General features: G+C 73.2%; 16 protein-coding genes. 5 read left to right on the forward strand and 11 right to left on the reverse strand.

Annotation, left to right across the window (positions count from 1 at the left end):
- Positions 1–28: 28 nt before the first annotated feature.
- From ACZ6K0_RS01305 to ACZ6K0_RS01315, 3 genes are read right to left on the reverse strand one after another with little or no spacing between them, the layout of a single operon-like run.
- Positions 29–928, reverse strand: a complete 900-nt coding sequence (locus tag ACZ6K0_RS01305; RefSeq protein ID WP_469229103.1) for an ABC transporter ATP-binding protein — start codon at positions 926–928, stop codon at positions 29–31.
- The gene (locus tag ACZ6K0_RS01310; RefSeq protein WP_376395950.1) at positions 925–2,019 is read right to left on the reverse strand and encodes a FecCD family ABC transporter permease; all 1,095 of its coding nucleotides are present in this window, start codon (positions 2,017–2,019) and stop codon (positions 925–927) included. The genes ACZ6K0_RS01305 and ACZ6K0_RS01310 overlap by 4 nt, the downstream gene beginning before the upstream one ends.
- On the reverse strand, positions 2,016–3,020 hold the full coding sequence (locus ACZ6K0_RS01315) for a FecCD family ABC transporter permease (protein ID WP_469229105.1): 1,005 nt from the start codon (positions 3,018–3,020) through the stop codon (positions 2,016–2,018). Before ACZ6K0_RS01315 ends, ACZ6K0_RS01310 begins: the two co-directional genes overlap by 4 nt.
- A gap of 120 nt (positions 3,021–3,140) precedes the next feature.
- Between ACZ6K0_RS01315 and ACZ6K0_RS01320 the strand changes: the two genes are divergently transcribed.
- Positions 3,141–3,842 carry an HAD family hydrolase gene (locus ACZ6K0_RS01320; RefSeq protein WP_469229107.1) on the forward strand — a complete coding sequence of 234 codons (702 nt, stop codon included), beginning with the start codon at positions 3,141–3,143 and terminating at the stop codon, positions 3,840–3,842.
- Here the strand turns inward: ACZ6K0_RS01320 and ACZ6K0_RS01325 are convergent.
- On the reverse strand, positions 3,830–4,108 hold the full coding sequence (locus ACZ6K0_RS01325) for a hypothetical protein (protein ID WP_376395960.1): 279 nt from the start codon (positions 4,106–4,108) through the stop codon (positions 3,830–3,832). The two genes, ACZ6K0_RS01320 and ACZ6K0_RS01325, sit on opposite strands and share 13 nt — an antisense overlap.
- A gap of 183 nt (positions 4,109–4,291) precedes the next feature.
- Between ACZ6K0_RS01325 and ACZ6K0_RS01330 the strand changes: the two genes are divergently transcribed.
- Complete coding sequence (locus ACZ6K0_RS01330; protein ID WP_376395963.1) at positions 4,292–4,675, forward strand: cold-shock protein; 384 nt, start codon at positions 4,292–4,294, stop codon at positions 4,673–4,675.
- Positions 4,676–4,751: 76 nt separating this feature from the next.
- On the opposite strand, the gene ACZ6K0_RS01335 is transcribed toward ACZ6K0_RS01330, so the two are convergent.
- The 4 genes from ACZ6K0_RS01335 to ACZ6K0_RS01350 all read right to left on the reverse strand — a co-directional run bounded on the left by ACZ6K0_RS01335 (position 4,752) and on the right by ACZ6K0_RS01350 (position 8,517).
- Positions 4,752–5,603: a 1,4-dihydroxy-6-naphthoate synthase gene (locus ACZ6K0_RS01335; protein ID WP_469229109.1), complete on the reverse strand. Its 852-nt coding sequence runs from the start codon at positions 5,601–5,603 to the stop codon at positions 4,752–4,754.
- A complete protein-coding gene (locus ACZ6K0_RS01340; protein WP_469229111.1) occupies positions 5,600–6,391 on the reverse strand; it encodes a futalosine hydrolase in 792 nt (263 codons plus the stop codon). The genes ACZ6K0_RS01335 and ACZ6K0_RS01340 overlap by 4 nt, the downstream gene beginning before the upstream one ends.
- A 7-nt stretch (positions 6,392–6,398) precedes the next feature.
- On the reverse strand, positions 6,399–6,878 hold the full coding sequence (locus tag ACZ6K0_RS01345; RefSeq protein ID WP_359671183.1) for a DUF2771 domain-containing protein: 480 nt from the start codon (positions 6,876–6,878) through the stop codon (positions 6,399–6,401).
- Positions 6,879–7,128: 250 nt separating this feature from the next.
- Positions 7,129–8,517: an MFS transporter gene (locus ACZ6K0_RS01350; RefSeq protein ID WP_376395974.1), complete on the reverse strand. Its 1,389-nt coding sequence runs from the start codon at positions 8,515–8,517 to the stop codon at positions 7,129–7,131.
- 414 nt (positions 8,518–8,931) lie between these two features.
- Here ACZ6K0_RS01350 and ACZ6K0_RS01355 point away from each other — a divergent pair, with 414 nt between their 5' ends.
- Positions 8,932–9,861, forward strand: a complete 930-nt coding sequence (locus ACZ6K0_RS01355) for a DUF3027 domain-containing protein (RefSeq protein WP_376395977.1) — start codon at positions 8,932–8,934, stop codon at positions 9,859–9,861.
- 201 nt (positions 9,862–10,062) lie between these two features.
- The gene (locus tag ACZ6K0_RS01360; protein WP_469229661.1) at positions 10,063–13,272 is read left to right on the forward strand and encodes a sacsin N-terminal ATP-binding-like domain-containing protein; all 3,210 of its coding nucleotides are present in this window, start codon (positions 10,063–10,065) and stop codon (positions 13,270–13,272) included.
- 501 nt (positions 13,273–13,773) lie between these two features.
- On the opposite strand, the gene ACZ6K0_RS01365 is transcribed toward ACZ6K0_RS01360, so the two are convergent.
- A complete protein-coding gene (locus ACZ6K0_RS01365; RefSeq protein ID WP_469229112.1) occupies positions 13,774–14,307 on the reverse strand; it encodes a DinB family protein in 534 nt (177 codons plus the stop codon).
- A gap of 600 nt (positions 14,308–14,907) precedes the next feature.
- On the opposite strand from ACZ6K0_RS01365, the gene ACZ6K0_RS01370 reads away from it, so the two are divergent.
- The gene (locus ACZ6K0_RS01370) at positions 14,908–15,693 is read left to right on the forward strand and encodes a class I SAM-dependent methyltransferase (protein WP_469229663.1); all 786 of its coding nucleotides are present in this window, start codon (positions 14,908–14,910) and stop codon (positions 15,691–15,693) included.
- Position 15,694: 1 nt separating this feature from the next.
- Here the strand turns inward: ACZ6K0_RS01370 and ACZ6K0_RS01375 are convergent, their stop codons facing one another.
- Both ACZ6K0_RS01375 and ACZ6K0_RS01380 read right to left on the reverse strand, forming a co-directional pair.
- Positions 15,695–18,103 carry an HAD-IC family P-type ATPase gene (locus ACZ6K0_RS01375; protein WP_469229114.1) on the reverse strand — a complete coding sequence of 803 codons (2,409 nt, stop codon included), beginning with the start codon at positions 18,101–18,103 and terminating at the stop codon, positions 15,695–15,697.
- Positions 18,104–18,332: 229 nt separating this feature from the next.
- Positions 18,333–18,611: a DUF2530 domain-containing protein gene (locus tag ACZ6K0_RS01380; RefSeq protein WP_469229115.1), complete on the reverse strand. Its 279-nt coding sequence runs from the start codon at positions 18,609–18,611 to the stop codon at positions 18,333–18,335.
- Positions 18,612–18,641 lie beyond the last annotated feature (30 nt).

The following is an 18,641-nucleotide window of genomic DNA, read 5'->3' on the forward strand; positions in this document are numbered from 1 at the left end:
TCAGCCGGCCGAGCCCGCTCAGTCGGAGCTACGCCTCCGTCTCCTCCTGCCAGGGCGCCCCCGGTACCACCAGCGGCGAGCCCGTGACCGGGTCCGGGACGACGACCGACTCCAGGCCGAAGACGTCCCGTACGAGCTCCGCCGTCACGATCTCGGCCGGCGGGCCCTCCGCGACCACCCGGCCGGCCTTCATGGCGACGAGGTGGTCGGCGTACCGGGCGGCCTGGTTGAGGTCGTGCAGGACGAGGACGACGGTCCGCTCGCGCAGCCGGTTGAGGCGGCGGACCAGGTCGAGGACCTCCACCTGGTGGGAGATGTCCAGGTAGGTGGTGGGCTCGTCGAGGAGGAGCAGGTCGGTCTCCTGCGCGAGCGCCATCGCGATCCACACCCGCTGCCGCTGGCCGCCCGAGAGCGCGTCGACGGACCGGTCGGCGAGCGCGGCCACGTCCGTACGCGCCATGGCGTCGGTCACCGCCCGCTCGTCCTCCTCCGACCACTGCTTCCACCAGGCCTGGTGCGGCTGGCGGCCCCGGGAGACGAGGTCGGCGACGGTGATCGCCTCCGGCGCGACGGGTGTCTGCGGAAGGAGCCCGATGGAGCGGGCGATCCGCTTCGTGGGGAGCTTGGCGAGCTCCTCGCCGTCGAGGAGGACGGCGCCGCCGGCCGGCTTGAGGAGCCGGCCGAGCGCGCGGAGGGTGGTGGACTTGCCGCAGGCGTTGGGGCCGACGATCACGGTCACCTTGCCGTCGGGGATCGCGAGGTCGAGCTCGTGCACGACGGTGCGGTCCTCGTAGGCGAGGGTCAGCCCGCGCGCGGTCAGCCTGCCGGTGCCGGTGCCGGTGCCGGTGCCGGTGCCTGCGCCTCCGCCTCCGCTCGAACTCGTACCCGTGCCCGTACCCGTGCCCGTACCCGTGCTCGTGCTCGTCATGCCTTGCCTTCCGTTCGGCTCCGGACGATGAGCCAGATCAGGTACGGGGCGCCGACCGCCGCCGTGAGGACACCCACGGGCAGTTCGACGGGGGAGAGGAGCCGCCTGGCGAGCAGGTCGGCGACGACCACGATCACCGCGCCCGTGAGCGCCGAGCAGAGCAGCGGGATCTGCGCGGTCCGCGTCATGCGGCGGGCGATCTGCGGGGCGAGCAGGGCCACGAAGTCGACCGGTCCCGCGACGCCCGTCGCCACGGAGGCGAGGACGACGCCGACGGCGACGAGCCCGAGGCGGACCCGGCCGAGCCGTACGCCGAGGGCGGTCGCCGTGTCGTCGTCGAGGGAGACCGTCCGCTGGGCGCGGGCGGCCCACAGCACGGCCGGCAGCATCAGGAGCAGCGTCCAGCGGATCGGCGCGGACTCGTCCCAGCCCCGCCCGTTGAGGGAGCCGGTCATCCAGATCTGGGCCTGCTGGGCGACGAGGTAGTCGCCCTTCGTCATGAAGAGGGTGGTGAGGGACCGCAGCGCGATCGCGAACCCGATCCCGATGAGGACGAACCGCGTCGCGTGCAGCCCGCCGCGCCAGGCGAACACGTACACGAGCGCGGCGGCGAGGATTCCGCCCGCGATCGAGAGGTACGGCAGCACGGTGTACGAGCCGATGCCGAAGGTCATCGCGGCGACGGTGACGGCCCCGGCGCCCTGGCTGATGCCGATGATGTCGGGGCTGGCGAGCGGGTTGCGGGCGACGGTCTGGATGAGCGCGCCGGCGATCCCGAAGGCGGCGCCGACGGCGAGGGCGACGACGAGCCGCGGCTCGCGCAGCTCCGCCACGACGAACGCCGACGGCGACGGCTCGCCGAGGAGGATCCGTACGACCTCCGAGGGGCCGACGAACCGCTCGCCGACGCAGAGGTACGCGACGGAGGCGGCGGCCAGGAGCAGCAGGAGGCCGCAGGCGACGAGGGCCGAGCGCCGATGGACGAGGAAGGACCCCCGCCCGGCGCGCACGAGCCCGTACCCGGCGGGCCGCGTACGGGACCCCGTACGGGACCGCGGACCGGCGGGCGGACGGGAGAGCGTCGTACTCACGCGGGCACCGCCTTCCGCCGCACCAGGGTGACCAGGAACGGCACCCCGATCAGCGCGGTCATCACTCCGGCGGGCACCTCGCCCGGCGGGAAGAGGATCCGTCCGGCGACGTCCGCGACGAGCAGCATCACCGGCCCGATCAGCGCGGCCATGGGCAGGACCCAGCGGTGGTCGGAGCCGACGACGGCCCGCGCGATGTGCGGTACGGCGAGGCCGACGAAGGCGACGGGCCCGGCGGCGGCGACGGCTGCGCCGGTCAGGACGGTCCCGCCGAGACCGCCGACGATCCGCACGGTCGCGACCCGCTGCCCGAGCCCCTTCGCCACGTCCTCGCCGAGCGCGAGCGCGTCGAGGCCGCGCGCCACGGACAGCACGAGGACCGCGCCGATCAGCAGGAAGGGCCAGATCTGGCCGACGATCTCGGTGTCGCGGCCGTCGAGGGAGCCGATCTGCCAGAACCGGAACTCGTCGAGCGCCGAGGCCCGGGTCGTGAGGATGCCGGTGGTGACGGAGAGCAGCAGCGCGTTGATCGCGGCCCCGCCGAGCGCGAGCTTCACGGGTGTGGCGCCGCCGCGCCCGCCGGAGGCGATCGCGTAGACGGCGACGGAGGCGAGCGCGGCGCCGCCGAAGGCGAACCACACGTACCCGCTCAGGTCGTGCACGCCGAGGAAGGCGATGGCGAGGACGACGGCCACCGACGAGCCCTGGCTGATGCCGAGGATGCCGGGGTCGGCGATCGGGTTGCGGGTGATGCCCTGGAGCGCGGTGCCGGCGAGGGCGAGCGCGACGCCAACCATCAGCCCGATGAGGGTGCGGGGGACGCGGAGCTCCCGTACGACCTCGGCGTCGTCGCCGGTGGCGCCGTGCAGCAGGGCGTCGAAGACGGTCGACGGGGCGATGGCGCGGGCGCCCACGGCGAGGCTGAGGAGGACGGCGAGCAGCAGGGCGACGACAGCCGCCGAGGTCGCGAGGACCCGTCTGGAGGGGAAAGCGGCTGGCATGCGGGACCCATCGGCGGAAGTGCGGGCTTGCGACCTTGCGAGGTTCGGTAAGGCTCGCCTCAGTGTAAGCAGCACCCAATATTCGAACGCCTGGACCCGAAGCTCGCCGACAATGGCCCCATGACGCCTCCGCAGACGCCCCAGCAGCCCGCCCCGGACCCGTCCCCGGCCTCGTCACCGGCCCCGGCCTCGTCCCCCACCCCCACCCCCACCCCGACCCCGCTCACCGTCGGCTTCGACCTCGACCTGACGCTGATCGACAGCCGCCCCGGCATCAAGGCCGCCTTCGAGGCCTTCGCGGCCGACACCGGCGCCGAGATCGACGCCGACCTCGTCGTCTCCCGCCTCGGCCCGCCCCTCGAACACGAGATGGCGCATTGGTTCCCCGAGGAGCAGGTCACGGAGATGGTGGCCCGCTACAGGGAGTTCTACCCGCTGTACGCGATCGAGCCCTCGCACCCGATGCCGGGCGCCCGGGACGCGATCCAGGCCGTGCGCGACGCGGGCGGCCGCACGATCGTCGTCACCGCCAAGAACGGCCCGCACGCCGAGCTGCACCTCGCGCACCTCGGCATCGAGCCGGACGCGGTCGTCGGCGGCCTCTGGGCCGAGGGCAAGGCGGAGGCCCTGCGCGCCCACGGCGCCCAGGTGTACGTCGGCGACCACGTCGGCGACGTCCGCGGCGCCGCCACGGCGGGCGCCGTCGCGGTGGCCGTGGCGACCGGCCCCTGCGCCCCCGAAGAGCTCCGCGCGGCGGGCGCGGACGTGGTCCTCACGGACCTGACGGACTTCCGTCCGTGGCTGGAGACCTACCGCGCCTGAGCGGCTGCGGCCGCACCCTGCCGGGCCTGCCGCCGCTGGGCCGCGATGGACCGCAGCACTCCGGCGGCGGCGACGGCGAATCCGACGCCCATGAGCATGGAGACGGTGTACGCGACGGTGGGGAACGGCTCGGTCCCCAGGAACAGCGGAGCCACCGTGACCAGCGTCGCCACCGCACCGACGGCGAAGAGCACGACACCGACCTTGACGAGGCCGTCACCCGGGGCGCTGTCGTTCACCGGCACGGCAGGGGTTTCACTACGCATCCAGTCAGGGTAGTTCCCAGGCCGGACGAACACTTCGGCGGCCGCTCCGGCAGCGTCTTGTCAGCGGCCCCCGGAGCACTAGCCTGGTGCCGGCGGGTCGGGCGACCCGCCGTTTGCCGTACCCATGACAGCCCATGACAGCCCATGTCAGCCCCAGCGACGAGTACGAGGACGAGGACAGACGTGCCTACCGGCAAGGTCAAATGGTTCAACAGCGAGAAGGGCTTCGGCTTTCTCTCCCGCGACGACGGCGGCGACGTCTTCGTGCACTCGTCGGTGCTCCCTGCCGGAGTCGACGCACTGAAGCCTGGCCAGCGGGTCGAATTCGGTGTCGTCGCCGGTCAGCGCGGCGACCAGGCGCTTTCCGTGACGATCCTCGACCCGACCCCGTCCGTCGCCGCCGCGCAGCGCCGTAAGCCCGACGAACTGGCGTCCATCGTGCAGGACCTGACGACGCTCCTGGAGAACATCACGCCGGCCCTGGAGCGCGGCCGGTACCCGGAGAAGACCCAGGGCAAGAAGATCGCGGGCCTGCTGCGCGCGGTCGCCGACCAGCTCGACGTCTGATCCGCACCGGCCACGGTTACGGCTACGGCCACAGCTCAGGCCACAGCCACGGCCACAGCCACAGCTCAGGCCACGGCTACGGGAACGCGAGCGCGTCCGGGCCGAGGGGCGGTACGAGTCCCTCGGCCGCGGCGCGGGTGAGCAGCCCGCGGACCGCCGCGTAGCCGTGCTCGCCCAGGTCGGCCGTGAACTCGTTCACGTAGAGGCCGATGTGCTGGTCGGCGACCTTCGGGTCCATCTCCTGGGCGTGCTCCAGGACGTACGGCCGTGAGGCCGTCGGGTCGTCCCAGGCCATCCGCACGGATGTGCGGGCCGACTCGGCGAGCAGCCGCAGGGTCTCCTCGCCGAGGGAGCGGCGGGCGACGATCGCGCCGAGCGGGATCGGCAGCCCGGTCGTGGCCTCCCAGTGCTCGCCCATGTCGGCGAGGCAGTGCAGGCCGTAGTCCTGGTAGGTGAAGCGGGCCTCGTGGATGACGAGCCCCGCGTCGACCTTGCCGTCGCGGACGGCGGGCATGATCTCGTGGAACGGCATGACGACGACGTTCCCGACGCCTCCCGGTACGGTCTCGGCCGCCCAGAGCCGGAAGAGGAGGTACGCGGTCGAGCGCTCGCTCGGCACGGCGACCGTCTTCCCGGCGAGGTCGGCCCCGGTCCCGGCGTCCCTCGTCAGCACGAGCGGCCCGCAGCCCCGGCCGAGGGCGCCGCCGCAGGGCAGCAGCGCGTACTCGTCGAGGATCCACGGCAGGACGGCGTACGAGACCTTCAGGACGTCATGGTCGTCGGCGTCGCCCTCCGCCCAGCCGTTGGTGACGTCGATGTCGGCGAAGGTCACGTCGAGCCGGGGGGCGTCCGGGACGCGGCCGTGGGCCCAGGCGTCGAAGACGAAGGTGTCGTTCGGGCAGGGCGAGTAAGCGATCTTCAGTTTCACTTCGCCTCCAGGGAGAAATCCAGGGAGAAAGCGGGCCCCAGCAGCGAGAACGCCCGCCGGAGGGAGTCCAGGGCCTCGCCGATGCGCCAGGCGGCGCGGTCGCGCGGGCCGACGGCGTTCGACACGGACCGGATCTCGACGACGGGCACGCCGTACGCGGCGGCGGCCTCGGCGACGCCGAAGCCCTCCATCGCCTCGGCGGCGGCCGTCGGGTGGCGGCCTGCCAGCTCGGCGGCGCGGCCGGCGGTGCCGGTGACGGTGGAGACGGTGAGGACGGGTGCGACGGTGTGCGGCCGGCCGCCGGCGCGCAGCGCGGCGGCGAGGGGGCCGGTCAGGGCGGGCGGTACGGGGTGCGCGGACCGTCCGAAGCCGAGCTCCTCGACGGCGAGGTACCCGTCCGGGGTCTCCGCGCCGAGGTCGGCGGCGACGATCGCCGCGGAGACGACGACGGTGCCGATCGGGGCGTGGGGCGCGAATCCGCCGGCGATTCCGGCGGAGACGACGAGGTCGTAGGGGGCGGCGGCGTCCGCCAGCGAGGCGTACGCCAGTGCCGTACCCGTCGCGGCGGCCACGGCCGCCGGGCCGACCCCGCCGACGAGGAGATCCACTCCGTCGGCGTGGCGGCGCAGGGTGAGGCCACCAGGGAGCGCCAGGGGCTCCCAGGCGGTGTCCCGGGCGGTGTCCCGGGCGTGCTCCGGGGCGGTGTCCGGGGCGTCAGGACCGAGGCCGGCGGCGACGGAGTCGGCCTCCGCCGCCACGGCCGTCACGATCAGGATCCGGTGGACCACCGGCGGATCAGGATTCCTTCTTCAGCTGGAAGTGCCAGATACCGGTCAGCTTCTTGCCGGTGTTCTCGACGATGGTCACCTGGGTCTTGTCGGTGGCCTCGCCGGTCTGGCTGGAGAAGAAGGCGCTGGCCGGAATGGTCCGGTACGTCTTCTTGTACGGCTCGGGCTCGGCCTGCTGGCCGCCGAGGAAGATCGTCCAGCCGTTGTCCGCGATCTCGGGGTCGACCCCGAAGCGGATCTTGTCGTCCATCGCCACGGTGATGGACTTCTCGGCCTTCTTGTTGAGGCACTGCTGGATCTGCGACTCCTTGATGGCGTCGCCGTCGTTGTAGCAGGCGGCCTCGGAGTGGATCGAGTCGGACCCGACCGTGACGGTCGCGATCGGAGTCGGCTTGTCGCAGGCGGAGAGAACGAGGAGCCCGGCGGAGACGGCCCCGAGGGCGACGGCGGCCCGGCGGCGCGAGCCGGAGAAGAACGCAACGGTCATGAGCCGAAGGCTATCGGGCCGCCGCGCCCGCGCCACGCGGGGGTACGGCGCGCCGCCGCTCCGTGACCTCGGGAGACCCCGCGGGAACCCCTCGGAAGCCCCCGCAGCGGGTCCGTACCGCGTCGGCAGGCCGCCCGCACCGAGCCCGCACCGCGCCCGTACGCAGCTCACACGGAGCTCACACCGAGCCCGCACCGCGCCCACACCGAGCCCGCACCGCGCCCGTACGGAGCCCACACCGCGCCCTTCCCTACGCCACCCGAGCCTTCGGGCGGCCCTGTGGGCCCGGCGGGCCCTGGCGGCGGCGGGCCGCCCCGAGCAGGCCGCGGACGGAGAGGAGCGCGCCCAGCGCGAGGATCCCGGCGGCCACGGCCATGCCGAGCGTGCCGTTCAGCGGCAGGGCGATGCCGATCGCCCCGCCCACCACCCACGCCATCTGCAGCGCCGTCTCCGAGCGCGCGAACGCCGACGTCCGCACCACCTCCGGCACGTCCCGCTGGATCAGCGCGTCCAGCGACAGCTTCGACAGGGCCTGCGTGAGGCCCGCGACCGCGCCCAGGACGGCGACCATCGCCCCGCCGAAGAAGATCGCCGCGCAGATCGCCGTACCGCACACCACGCTGATCATCGTGGCGATGATCACCTCGGGCCCGTGGCCCCGGTCGCGCAGGAGCGAGCCGGCGGCCGTGCCGCAGGCGTTCCCCACGCCCGCCGCCACACCCACGATCCCCAGGGAGACGGCGGCGCTCTGCCCCGACAGCGGATGCTCGCGCAGCAGGAACGCCAGGAAGAAGATCAGGAAACCCGACAGCATGCGCTGCGCCGCGTTCGCCTCCAGACCGTGCAGGACGGACGGGCCGACCGTCCGCAGACTCGGCTTCCGCTCGCCGTGAGTCAGCAGGTGCGCCCGCCGTTCACCCTTCGCCGAGTCCACCTTGGGCGGCAACCGCAGCGCCCAGAACGCGCCGAGCACGAACAGCGCACACGCCCCGTACAGCGGATACCGGGGCCCGAGCAGCTGGAGCCCCGCCCCGATGGGCGCGGCGATCCCGGTGGCGAGCAGCCCGGCGAGGGTGACCCGGGAGTTCGCCTTCACGAGCGAGAACTTCGGTGGGAGCAGGCGCGGGACGACCGCGCTGCGCACCACCCCGTACGCCTTCGAGGCGACCAGGACGCCCAGCGCCGCCGGGTACAGCTCCAGGCCGCCGGTGGTGACCGCGCCCGACATCATGATCGCGAGGACCGCGCGGGTCAGCATCGCGCCCGCCATCGCCGCGCGCCTGCCGTGCGGGATGCGGTCCAGGAGCGGGCCGATCACCGGGGCGAGCAGGACGAAGGGGGCCATGGTGACGGCGAGGTAGAGCGCCACGCGGCCGCGGGCCTCGTCGGTGGGCACCGAGAAGAAGACGGTGGAGGCGAGGGCGACGGTGATCATGACGTCCCCGGCGCCGTTCACGGCGTGCAGCTCGATCAGTTTGCCGAGCCCCGACTCGCCCGCTCCGTGGGCGTGGGTGGCCTTCCGGATGCCCTTCGCGGTCCCGGTGAAGGGCAGGTGCAAGGCGCGTCCGACCGACCGGCCCGCTCGGCGGAGCGGTCCGGCATGATCTTCGGATCGTGCGGGAGACCGTGCGGCTGCCACTCCGTCATAGTGCCCCACCAGCGCGCCGCACGAACCGTGGCGCGGCGAACGGAGGAGGTACGGAAGGGGTACGGAGTCGCTAATGAGCCAGTTCTGACGGCCCGCGATCCGCGTCTCCAGGGGGCCCGCAGCTCCCCTCGGCCGTCCGCGATCCGGGCCACTTGAGGCGGGCAGGTGGGCGGAGGCCCGCGAACGGGGTAGCGTGCGTAGCGCGTCACCGGCGGAAGTTCTCGGCCGCGCGCCTCTTCGGCATCCCGCAGAATGGATGGCGATAGGTGTGCCCGAGACACGCGAGAGCAAGTCGGGTGCGGACGTCGATGCGGCCCCCTGGTCCGCTCCGCCCGCCGCCCGTGGCTTCGCTTTCGCCCCTCGGCCGGCGCACCCGTGAGACGGCGTAGGAGAGAAGCGAGACCTGTGAGTGCTGCGACGACGCGAAGCGGTGCCCCGCGTACCCCGCGAGCCACGCGTACCCCCGACCGCCTGTGCGTCGAGGCGGTAGACCTCGCGCGGGAGGCCGCCGAGGAGGCGGCCGCGCCCGGCAAGGTGGGCGCACACGTCGAGGTCGTCGCGGAGGGCGACCGGGTCGTCACGCACTTCTTCGAGTGCGAGGAGCCCGGCTACCGCGGCTGGCGCTGGGCGGTGACGATCACCCGCGCCTCCCGCGCCAAGAACATCACGCTTGACGAAACCGTCCTGCTGCCCGGCGCCGACGCCCTCCTCGCCCCCGAGTGGGTGCCGTGGAGCGAGCGCCTCCGCCCCGGCGACATGGGCCCGGGCGACCTGCTGCCCACCGAGCAGGACGACCTGCGCCTGGAGCCCGGCTACTCGGGCGAGGACGCGCCGCCGCCGAACTCGGCGGTCTCGGAGGAGCTGGCGGACCACCTCGACGCCGAGGACGCCGAGATCGTCTCCCGTACCCCCTCGCGGGGCGCGATCGCCTCGGTCGCCGAGGAGCTCGGCATGCGCCGCGCCCGGGTCCTCTCCCGGTACGGCCTCCACGTGGCCGCGGACCGTTGGGACGAGAGCTTCGGCGCCAAGACGCCGATGGCGCAGGCCGCGCCCGCGTCCTGCGACTCCTGCGCCTTCCTGGTGCCGCTCGCCGGCTCCCTGAAGCAGGCCTTCGGCGTGTGCGCCAACGAGTTCTCCCCGGCGGACGGCCGGGTCGTCTCCCTCGCGTACGGCTGCGGCGGCCACTCCGAGGCCGCGGTCATGCCGAAGCCCCCGCGCCCGGCGCCCCCGGTCCTCGACTCGATGGCCGCGGACGTCTTCCCGCTCCGCCCGGCCAAGGACTCCGGCTCGACGACCGAGCCCGACGACTCCTCCGAGGACCTGGGCCACTCGTAACCCTCGCGGCCTCCCCGGGATGTGCTTCCGCGCGCCCCGGGGACGGCACGTGCCCCGGCGGCCGGGGTGGGGCGGAGCGCGGTACCTTTCGGGCCCCGGACCTTCGGGTCCGGCAGTGTCACCACCCGACCAGTACCCGATCACCACCCCATCAGCCCGTGATCACCACCCCATCGGCCCGTGATCACCGCGCCCCGCAGAGTGGAGTCAGACGTGAGCGTCAGCGTCCGGACGACGACCGACGGAACCGATCCCTTCGGCACCGCACGGCTGCGGCGGGGAGTGCTCGACGCCTGGGGCGCCTCGCCCGCCCGGTTCCGCGAGGACGCCAACGCCGAGGAGGACCTCGCGCTCGGCGGCTACCGCGACCGGCTCGTCGTCGAACTCGCCCAGAACGCCGCCGACGCCGCCCACCGCGCCGGCGTCACCGGCCGCCTCCGCCTCACCCTCCACCCCGCCGACGACGAGAGCCCCGCGATCCTCGCCGCCGCCAACACCGGCGCCCCGCTCGACGCCACCGGCGCCGAGTCGCTGTCCACGCTCCGCGCCTCCGCCAAGCGCGAGCAGGGCCCCGGCGCCGTCGGCCGCTTCGGCGTCGGCTTCGCCGCCGTCCTCGCCGTGACCGACGAACCCGCCGTCCTCGGCCGCCACGGCGGCGTCCGCTGGTCCCTCGCCGAAGCCCGCGAACTCGCCGCCGAGTCCGCCCGGTACAGCCCGGGCCTCGGCGACGAACTGCGCCGCAGGGACGGCCACGTACCCCTCCTGCGCCTCCCGCTGCCCGCCGAGGGCACCGCGCCCGACGGCTACGACACGGTCGTCGTCCTCCCGCTGCGCGACACCGCCGCCCGCGACCTGGCCGAACGGCTCCTCGAATCGGTCGACGACGCGCTGCTCCTCACCCTCCCCGGCCTCGCGGAGATCGTCGTCGAGACGGCCGAGGGCGTACGGACCCTCCGCAGGTCCGAGGACGACGGTTACGTCCACATCGACGACACCGCCACCGGCACCCACCGCTGGCGGACCGTCTCCCACACCGGGCCCCTCGACGCCGGACTCCTCAAGGACCGCCCGGTGGAGGAGCGCCTCCGCCCCCACTGGTCCGTCACCTGGGCCGTACCCGTGGACGCGGAGGGCGCCCCGCGCCACCCCCGTACCGAACCCGTCGTGCACGCCCCGACGCCCACCGACGAACCGCTCGGCATCCCCGCCCTCCTCATCGCCTCCCTGCCGCTGGACACCGCGCGCCGCCACCCGGCGCCCGGCCCGCTCACCGACTTCCTGGTGCAGCGCGCGGCCGACGCGTACGCCGAACTCCTCGCCGACTGGCAGCCGGTGACGACCGCGACCCTCGACCTCGTCCCCGGCCCGCTCGGCAAGGGCCCGCTCGACGGGGTGCTGCGCGAGGCGATCCTCGACCGGCTGCCGCGGGTCGCGTTCCTGGCCCCGGCCGCCCCCTCCGAGGAACTCCCGGCACTCCGCCCGATCGAGGCGGAGGTCGCGGAGGGCGCGGGCGCGGAGACGCTCGACGTCCTCGCCGAGGTCTTCCCGACCCTCCTCCCGGCCGGCCTGGAGCGGCGCCCCGAACTGCGCACCCTCGGGGTGGGCCGCGTCCCCCTGACGGAGGCGATCGACCGGCTCGCGGGCGTCGACAGGGCCCCGACGTGGTGGTGGCGGCTCTACGACTCGCTCGCCGGCGTCGACCCGGACCGCCTGACGGGCCTCCCCGTACCGCTCGCGACCGACTCCGACCCCGACTCCGACTCCGACCCCGACTCCGACCCCGACTCCGACCCTCACTCCGGCTCCGGCGAGGCGGCGGTCCGGATCCGCACGACGATCGGCCCCCGCCAGGTCCTGCTCCCGCAGGACCGGACCCCCGCCGAACTGACCCGCCTCGGCCTGAAGGTGGCGCACCCGGAAGCGGCGCACCCGCTCCTGGAGAAGCTGGGCGCCCTGCCGGCCACGCCCCGCGCGGTCCTGACGACCCCGCAGGTGAGGGCGGCGGTCGCGGCCTCCCTCGACGCGGGGGAGATCTGGGACGAGGACGCCGACACCCTCGACGCGGAGGAACTGGCGGACACGGTCCTCGCCCTCGTACGGGACGCGGAACTGGACCCGGGCGAGGAGCCCTGGCTCGGCGCGCTCGCCCTCCCTGACGAGGACGGCGAACTCTCCCCGGCGGGCGAACTGGTCCTCCCGGGCTCGCCCTTCGCGGCGGTGATGCGCGAGGACGAACTGGCCTACGTGGACGCCGACCTGGCGAGCCGCTGGGGCGAACAGCCCCTCGCGGCCTGTGGAGTCCTGGCCACCTTCGCCCTGGTCCGCGCGACGGACCTGGTCCTCGACCCGGACGAGGTCGAGCCCCGGGAGAGCGACTACCCGGAGCCGGACGACGCCGGTCTCCTCGACGCGGTCGACGTGTGGTGCGAGGACGTCCTGGACCGCCTGCCGGAATCGCCGGTGCCGCCGGTGGCGACGGAGATCGTGGCGGTACGGGACCTGGACCTGGTCGACGACGACGCCTGGCCGCAGGCCCTGGCCCTCCTGGCGCAGCCGCCCCTGCGAGACGCCCTGACCCAACCCGTCCGGATCCTCCTCCCGGACGGCACGACGGAGACGGTCCGCTCGTACACGGCATGGTGGCTCCGGGACCACCCGGTCCTGGACGGCCGCCGCCCGGCCGGCCTGCGGGCCGAGGGCTCGGACCCCCTCCTCGCCGGCCTGTACGACTCCGCCGACGCGACCGGCTTCGACGACGAGCAGGTCCTGCGGGCGCTCGGCGTCCGCACGTCGGTCGCGGCGCTCCTGGAGGAACCGGGCGGCGCGGCCGAACTCCTGACGCGCCTCGCGGACCCGGAGCGCGAGGTCACGGCCCCCCAACTGCACGCCCTCTACACGGCCCTCGCGGACCTGGACCCGGAGCAGGTCACGCTCCCGGACGAGCTGCGCGCGGTGGTGGACGGCGAACTGGTGGTGGTGGACGCGGCGGAGGCCCTGGTGGCGGACGCCCCGGACCTCCTCCCCCTCACGGGCGACACCCCGCTGCTCCCGGTGGCCCCGTCGAGGGCGGCGGACCTGGCGGAACTGCTCCAGGTCCGGCGCCTGAGCGAGACGTTCGAGGCGGAGGTGACGACGGTCGGCGAGGAACACGAGGTCCCGCCGTCGGTCCACGAACTCCTGGGCCCGGCCACCCCCGCCTCGTACATCGAACACGAGGAACTCCGCGCGGCGGGCACGGAACTGGACTGGCGGGTCACGCCGGACGGCACCCTCCACGCCTCCACCCTGGAAGGCGTAGCGGCCGGCCTGGCCTGGTCGGCAGGCCAATGGCCCCGCCGCTTCGAGGTGGCGGCCCTGCTGGAGGACCCGTCGAGGACAGCGGAACTGGCAAGGGACCGCTGGTTCGACTGACCGAGGCGCTAGGTGCGGGGGTTTCGGGCGGGCTTCTGGTGGGACCGCCCTCTTTCCGAGAGTCGCAGCTTCCGGCACCGCGTCAAGGGCGCCTTCGGCGTCGCTACGCGATGGGCTGCGCCCACCCTTGACCCGGCGCCGGAAGCTGCGCAACAACTCTCGGAGGGCGGTCCGGGGGCCGGAGTCGCCGGGGCCCGGGCATCGGCCGGGGTCGGATGAGCGGGTGGCGGGCCGGTGGGTGGGGGCTCGGTTAGTGGCCGAGGCGAGTGGTCACCTTCCGTCGGTTCGGGGTGCGCGGTCGTTGAATGGGGCAGCGGGGCAAGGCTTGGCGGCGAACACCCGTCCCTCGGCTGGGATTCAGGCCTGGCTGGTCATTCCCGGTGGGTTGGGGCAGGCGAGCCGCGCATTACTACGAGTAAGGGGCCGGGGGGCAGCCGCAAGACGGGCATTTCACCCATTGGGGTCTGGCGCGGGCTGTCGAAGTGCAGGTTTTGTCGACGACTACCGCTGGGCGGTGGTGTTGGCTCCGTCGAGTGACTCCCGGATGATGTCCGCGTGACCGGAGTGCTGGGCGGTCTCCCTGATGAGGTGGAGCAGGATCCGTCGCACGGACCAGTAGACGGTCTCCGGCGGAGACCACGGTGTCCGGGGGAGTGGCAGGCGCCGGTTCAGGTCCGGCAGGGCGGACACGACGGCTTCGGTCGTCTTCGCCGCCGCCGCGTACTCCTCCAGGAGTTCGGCGATGCGCTCGCCGTCGGCCATGCGGTATTGCTCCATGTCGAGCATGCCTTCCGGCAGCTCGCCGTCCCCCTTGGCGATGATCTGCGTCCAGACCTGCTCGCCGCGAGTGAGGTGCTTGACGATCCCGCCCAGGGTCAGTTCGCTCACGGTCGTGCGCTGCGCGGCCTGAGCGTCGCTGATGCCGCGCACCGTGATCAGCAGCAACTCCCGCTGCTCCGCGAGCGCACTGAGCAGCTCGCCGCGCTCGCCGTCGAGGGAAGGGGATGCGGTCGGGTTCTCTGAGGAAGTGGCCATGGACTGACGATAGGAAGCATGTAGGTCAGGGTGTGTCCTCGATCCCACTCCGGGCCGGTGACGTCACCCCACCGAGATTGACCAGCGGGGCCTGAATCCCGACCACCCACCGGCCGTCCCCCGCTAAGCCAAGCCCGACTGCCCCATCCAACAACCGCGCACCCCGAACCGACGGAAAGTGCCCACCCGCCCCCGCCGCAAGCCCAGCCCCCACCCACCGGCCCGCCACTCGCTCACGCAACCCCGGCCGATGCCCGGGGCCCCGGCGACTCCGGCCCCCGGACCGCCCTCCGAGAGTTGTTGCGCAGCTTCCGGCGCCGGGTCAAGGGTGGCCGAAGGCCATCGGCGGAGCCGACTTGCCCTTGACGCGGTGGTGGAAGCTGCGACTCTCGGAAAGAGGGCGGTCCCACCAGAAGCCCACCGGAAACTCCCGCCCCCAGAGCCCTGCGGGTGGCGCCGCGCTGACGTTCTCCCCTTCCGGTCCTGGCCCCCCGGTCCTGGCCCCCGCCGTGGCGCGCTCGGTCGGGCCGCGGTGGGGCGCGACACCCCTTCTGTCGGGTAGTGGCGCGGATTCGGCGCCGTTAGGGTGGCCGCGTGGAAATGGACGAACGGCTCCTTCACAGCTCGTCGTTCGGTGCCGCGGCAGCCGCGTACGCCGAGCATCGGCCGGACTACGCGCAGGACGCCGTGCGTTGGGCGCTTGAGCCCGCGCCCGGGGTGCGCGTGCTCGATCTCGGTGCCGGGACCGGCAAGCTGACCGCCACGCTGGCCGCGCTCGGTGCCGACGTCGTCGCGGTCGAGCCCGACCCGGCGATGCTGGCCGAGCTGCGCCGCACCCTGCCGGCCGTCCGCGCCCTGCCGGGCAGTGCCGAGTCGATCCAGCTGCCGGACGCGTCCGTCGACGCCGTGCTGGCCGGGAACGCCATGCACTGGTTCGACATGGCCGTCGCAGGGCCCGAGATCTCCCGGGTCCTCGCACCCGGCGGGGTCCTGGCCGGGCTGTGGAACGTCATGGACGACCAGGCCGAGTGGGTGGCCGGGCTCGCGCGGGTCAGCGGGAGCGCTGCCATCGGCCCGCGTGACACGCCCGCCAGTTGGCGGGCCGCGACCGCGGACATGCACCTTCCCAGGGTCAAGAGTGAGTCCGACGCGCCCGCTCTGTTCGGCTCGCCGCAGCGCGCCACGTTCCCGCACGGGCAGCGCCGTACCGCCGACTCCCTCGTCGCGACCCTCGCCACGCGCGCGGGCATGCTGGTCATGCCGGAAGAAGAACGCGAGGCCGCGCTCGGCCGGATCCGCGCATTCCTTTCCCGTAGGCCGGAAACCGCCGACGGCGAGTTCACCCTCCCGATGCTGACCGCCGTATTGAGGGTGCGGCGGATGTGACCTACACAGGGAACCTCTTGCTCACCCACCGGTAGGACAGCTCAAGCAGAGCCCCGCCCGCCGCCGCGATGACGACCGCCGCCCACGGCAGCGTCGTGCCCACCAGCTTCAGTGCGAAGAAGTCCTGGAGCCAGGGGACGACGAGGACGAGGAGGAAGGCGCCGGCCATGGTGGCGACCAGGGTGACGCGCCACCAGGTGTAGGGGCGGGCGATGATCGCGAGGACCCACATGGAGACGAGGAAGAGGGTGAGGGTGGCCGCGCTGGTCTCCGCCTCCAGGGCGCCCTCGCCGCTGTAGTGGTGGCGGGCGAGGAGGTACGTGGTGAAGGTGGCCGCCGCCGCGATGACGCCGCCGGGGATCGCGTACCGCATGACGCGGCGGACGAAGTGCGGCTTCGCCCGTTCCTTGTTGGGGGCGAGCGCGAGGAAGAAGGCGGGGACGCCGATCGTCAGGGTGGAGAGGAGCGTGAGGTGGCGGGGGAGGAAGGGGTACTCGACCTGCGAGCAGACCACCAGGACGGCGAGGAGGACCGAGTAGACCGTCTTGGTGAGGAAGAGGGTGGCCACGCGGGTGATGTTGCCGATGACCCGGCGGCCTTCCCCGACCACCGACGGGAGCGTCGCGAAGGAGTTGTTCAGGAGGACGATCTGGGCGACGGCCCGGGTCGCTTCCGAGCCCGAGCCCATCGAGACGCCGATGTCCGCGTCCTTCAGGGCCAGGACGTCGTTGACGCCGTCGCCCGTCATCGCGACCGTGTGGCCGTGGGACTGGAGCGCCGCCACCATGTCCCGCTTCTGCTGCGGGCTGACCCGGCCGAAGACCGCGTTCTCGTCGAGGACCTTCGCCATCTCCTCCCGGTCGGTGGGGAGCTCGCGGGCGTCGACGGTGTTCTCGGCGCCCGGCATGTCGAGTTTCCCGGCCACCGCGCCCACCGAGACCGCGTTGTCGCCCGAGATGATCTTCGTGGTGACGTTCTGGTCGGCGAAGTAGGCGAGGGTGTCGGCGGCGTCCGGCCGTAGCCGCTGCTCCAGGACGACGAGCGCGGTCGGGCGGACGTCGGAGGCCACCCCGGGGTCGTCGAGTTCGCGGGTCGTACGGGCGAGGAGGAGGACCCGCAGGCCCTGTTCGTTGAGGTGGTCGATCTCGGTGAGGGTCGGGTCCCCTGCCGTGAGGAGGACGTCGGGGGCGCCGAGCAGCCACGTCGAGTCCTCGCCGTCGCCCTCGCTGAAGGCCGCGCCGCTGTACTTCCGCGCCGAGGAGAAGGGGAGGGACTCCGTGCAGCGCCAGTCCACCGAGTCCGGGTAGGCGTCGATGATCGCCTGGAGGGAGGCGTTCGGGCGCGGGTCGGATTCGCCCAGGGAGCCGAGGACCTTGCGTACGTACGCCTCGTCCGAGCCGTTGAGGGGACGGAGCTCCGTGACGTCCATGCCGCCCTCGGTGAGCGTGCCCGTCTTGTCGAGGCAGACGACGTCGACGCGGGCCAGGCCCTCGATCGCGGGGAGTTCCTGGACGAGGCACTGTTTGCGGCCGAGGCGGATCACGCCGATCGCGAAGGCGACGGAGGTGAGGAGGACGAGGCCCTCGGGGATCATCGGGACGATGCCGCCGACCGTGCGGGCGATCGAGTTCTTGAGGTCGTTGTCCTTGACGACGAGCTGGCTGATGATCAGTCCGATCGCGGTCGGGATCATCATCCACGTCACGTACTTGAGGATCGTGGAGATGCCGCTGCGCAGCTCGGAGTGGACGAGGGTGAAGCGGGAGGCCTCTTCGGCGAGCTGGGCGGCGTAGGCCTCGCGGCCGACCTTGGTGGCGGTGAACGCGCCGCCGCCGGCGACCACGAACGAGCCGGACATGACCGGGGCGCCGGGCTGTTTCACGACCGGGTCGGCCTCGCCGGTGAGGAGCGATTCGTCGATCTCCAGGCTCTCGGCCTCGGCGACGACGCCGTCGACGACGACCTTGTCGCCGGGTCCGAGCTCGATCAGGTCGCCGAGGACGATCTCGGAGGTGGAGAGCTCGGCGGCGACCCCGTCGCGGCGGACGGTCGGTTTCGCCTCGCCGATGACGGCGAGCCCGTCGAGGGTCTTCTTGGCGCGGAGCTCCTGGATGATGCCGATGCCGGTGTTGGCGATGATCACGAAGCCGAAGAGGCTGTCCTGGATCGGCGCGACGATGAACATGATCACCCACAGCACGCCGATGATGGCGTTGAAGCGGGTGAAGACGTTCGCGCGGACGATGTCGGTGGTCGAGCGGGAGCTGCGCAGGGGTACGTCGTTGACCTCGCCGCGCGCGACGCGCTCGGCGACCTCGGCGGAGGTGAGCCCGGCCGGGCGGTGCACGACCGGGGGTTCCACCGCCTCGGTCTCGCCGCCGCCCGTGTCGATCTTCGCCCGCTGAGTCATGTTTTCGACGGTACGACCGGAATGGGCCGTTCACCTGCCGAGCAGGGCGAAGATCAGACCGGGGGAGGAGGGGAATCGTCCCCTGGGGGTAGGAGCCCGAGGTCGTCTCGGGGTTCTGGTCCGTCCGTGCGGCTTCCGCCTGCTCCGCCGACTCGGCCTGCTCCGTCGGCTCCGACTACTCGGTCGGCTCCGCCTGCTCCGTCGACTCCGCCTGCTCCGCCTACTCGGCCTACTCCGCCTGCTCCGTCGGCTCCGCCGCCCGTGCCGCCGCGTGCCGCTTGAGCGCCGCGTCCCGCCCTCGTACGTACCAGATGCCGATCAGGCCGAGCCCGGCGCCGGCCAGGCAGGTCCACACCCACCAGGTCAGGTCCCGGTCGTCGAACCAGCCGTAGAAGGGCACCTGGACGAGGAAGAGGACGAACCACAGGATCGTGCCGCCGGTGATGGTGGCGACGACGGGCCCTTCGAGGGGCTCGGGTGCCTCGTGCTTCGGTGTCCACTTCGCCATGGGCCTCAGTCTAGGTGGCGGGAAATCGTA

The organism is Streptomyces sp. NPDC042346 (genome assembly GCF_055581845.1).

Coding starts and splice junctions, on each gene's coding strand:
- ACZ6K0_RS01345 (WP_359671183.1), bottom strand. CDS start 6,878: ATGACCGTTGCGTTCTTCTCCGGCTCGCGCCGCCGGGCCGCCGTCGCC.
- ACZ6K0_RS01325 (WP_376395960.1), bottom strand. CDS start 4,108: ATGCGTAGTGAAACCCCTGCCGTGCCGGTGAACGACAGCGCCCCGGGT.
- ACZ6K0_RS01320 (WP_469229107.1), top strand. CDS start 3,141: ATGACGCCTCCGCAGACGCCCCAGCAGCCCGCCCCGGACCCGTCCCCG.
- ACZ6K0_RS01380 (WP_469229115.1), bottom strand. CDS start 18,611: ATGGCGAAGTGGACACCGAAGCACGAGGCACCCGAGCCCCTCGAAGGG.
- ACZ6K0_RS01375 (WP_469229114.1), bottom strand. CDS start 18,103: ATGACTCAGCGGGCGAAGATCGACACGGGCGGCGGCGAGACCGAGGCG.
- ACZ6K0_RS01365 (WP_469229112.1), bottom strand. CDS start 14,307: ATGGCCACTTCCTCAGAGAACCCGACCGCATCCCCTTCCCTCGACGGC.
- ACZ6K0_RS01315 (WP_469229105.1), bottom strand. CDS start 3,020: ATGCCAGCCGCTTTCCCCTCCAGACGGGTCCTCGCGACCTCGGCGGCT.
- ACZ6K0_RS01370 (WP_469229663.1), top strand. CDS start 14,908: ATGGACGAACGGCTCCTTCACAGCTCGTCGTTCGGTGCCGCGGCAGCC.
- ACZ6K0_RS01305 (WP_469229103.1), bottom strand. CDS start 928: ATGACGAGCACGAGCACGGGTACGGGCACGGGTACGGGCACGGGTACG.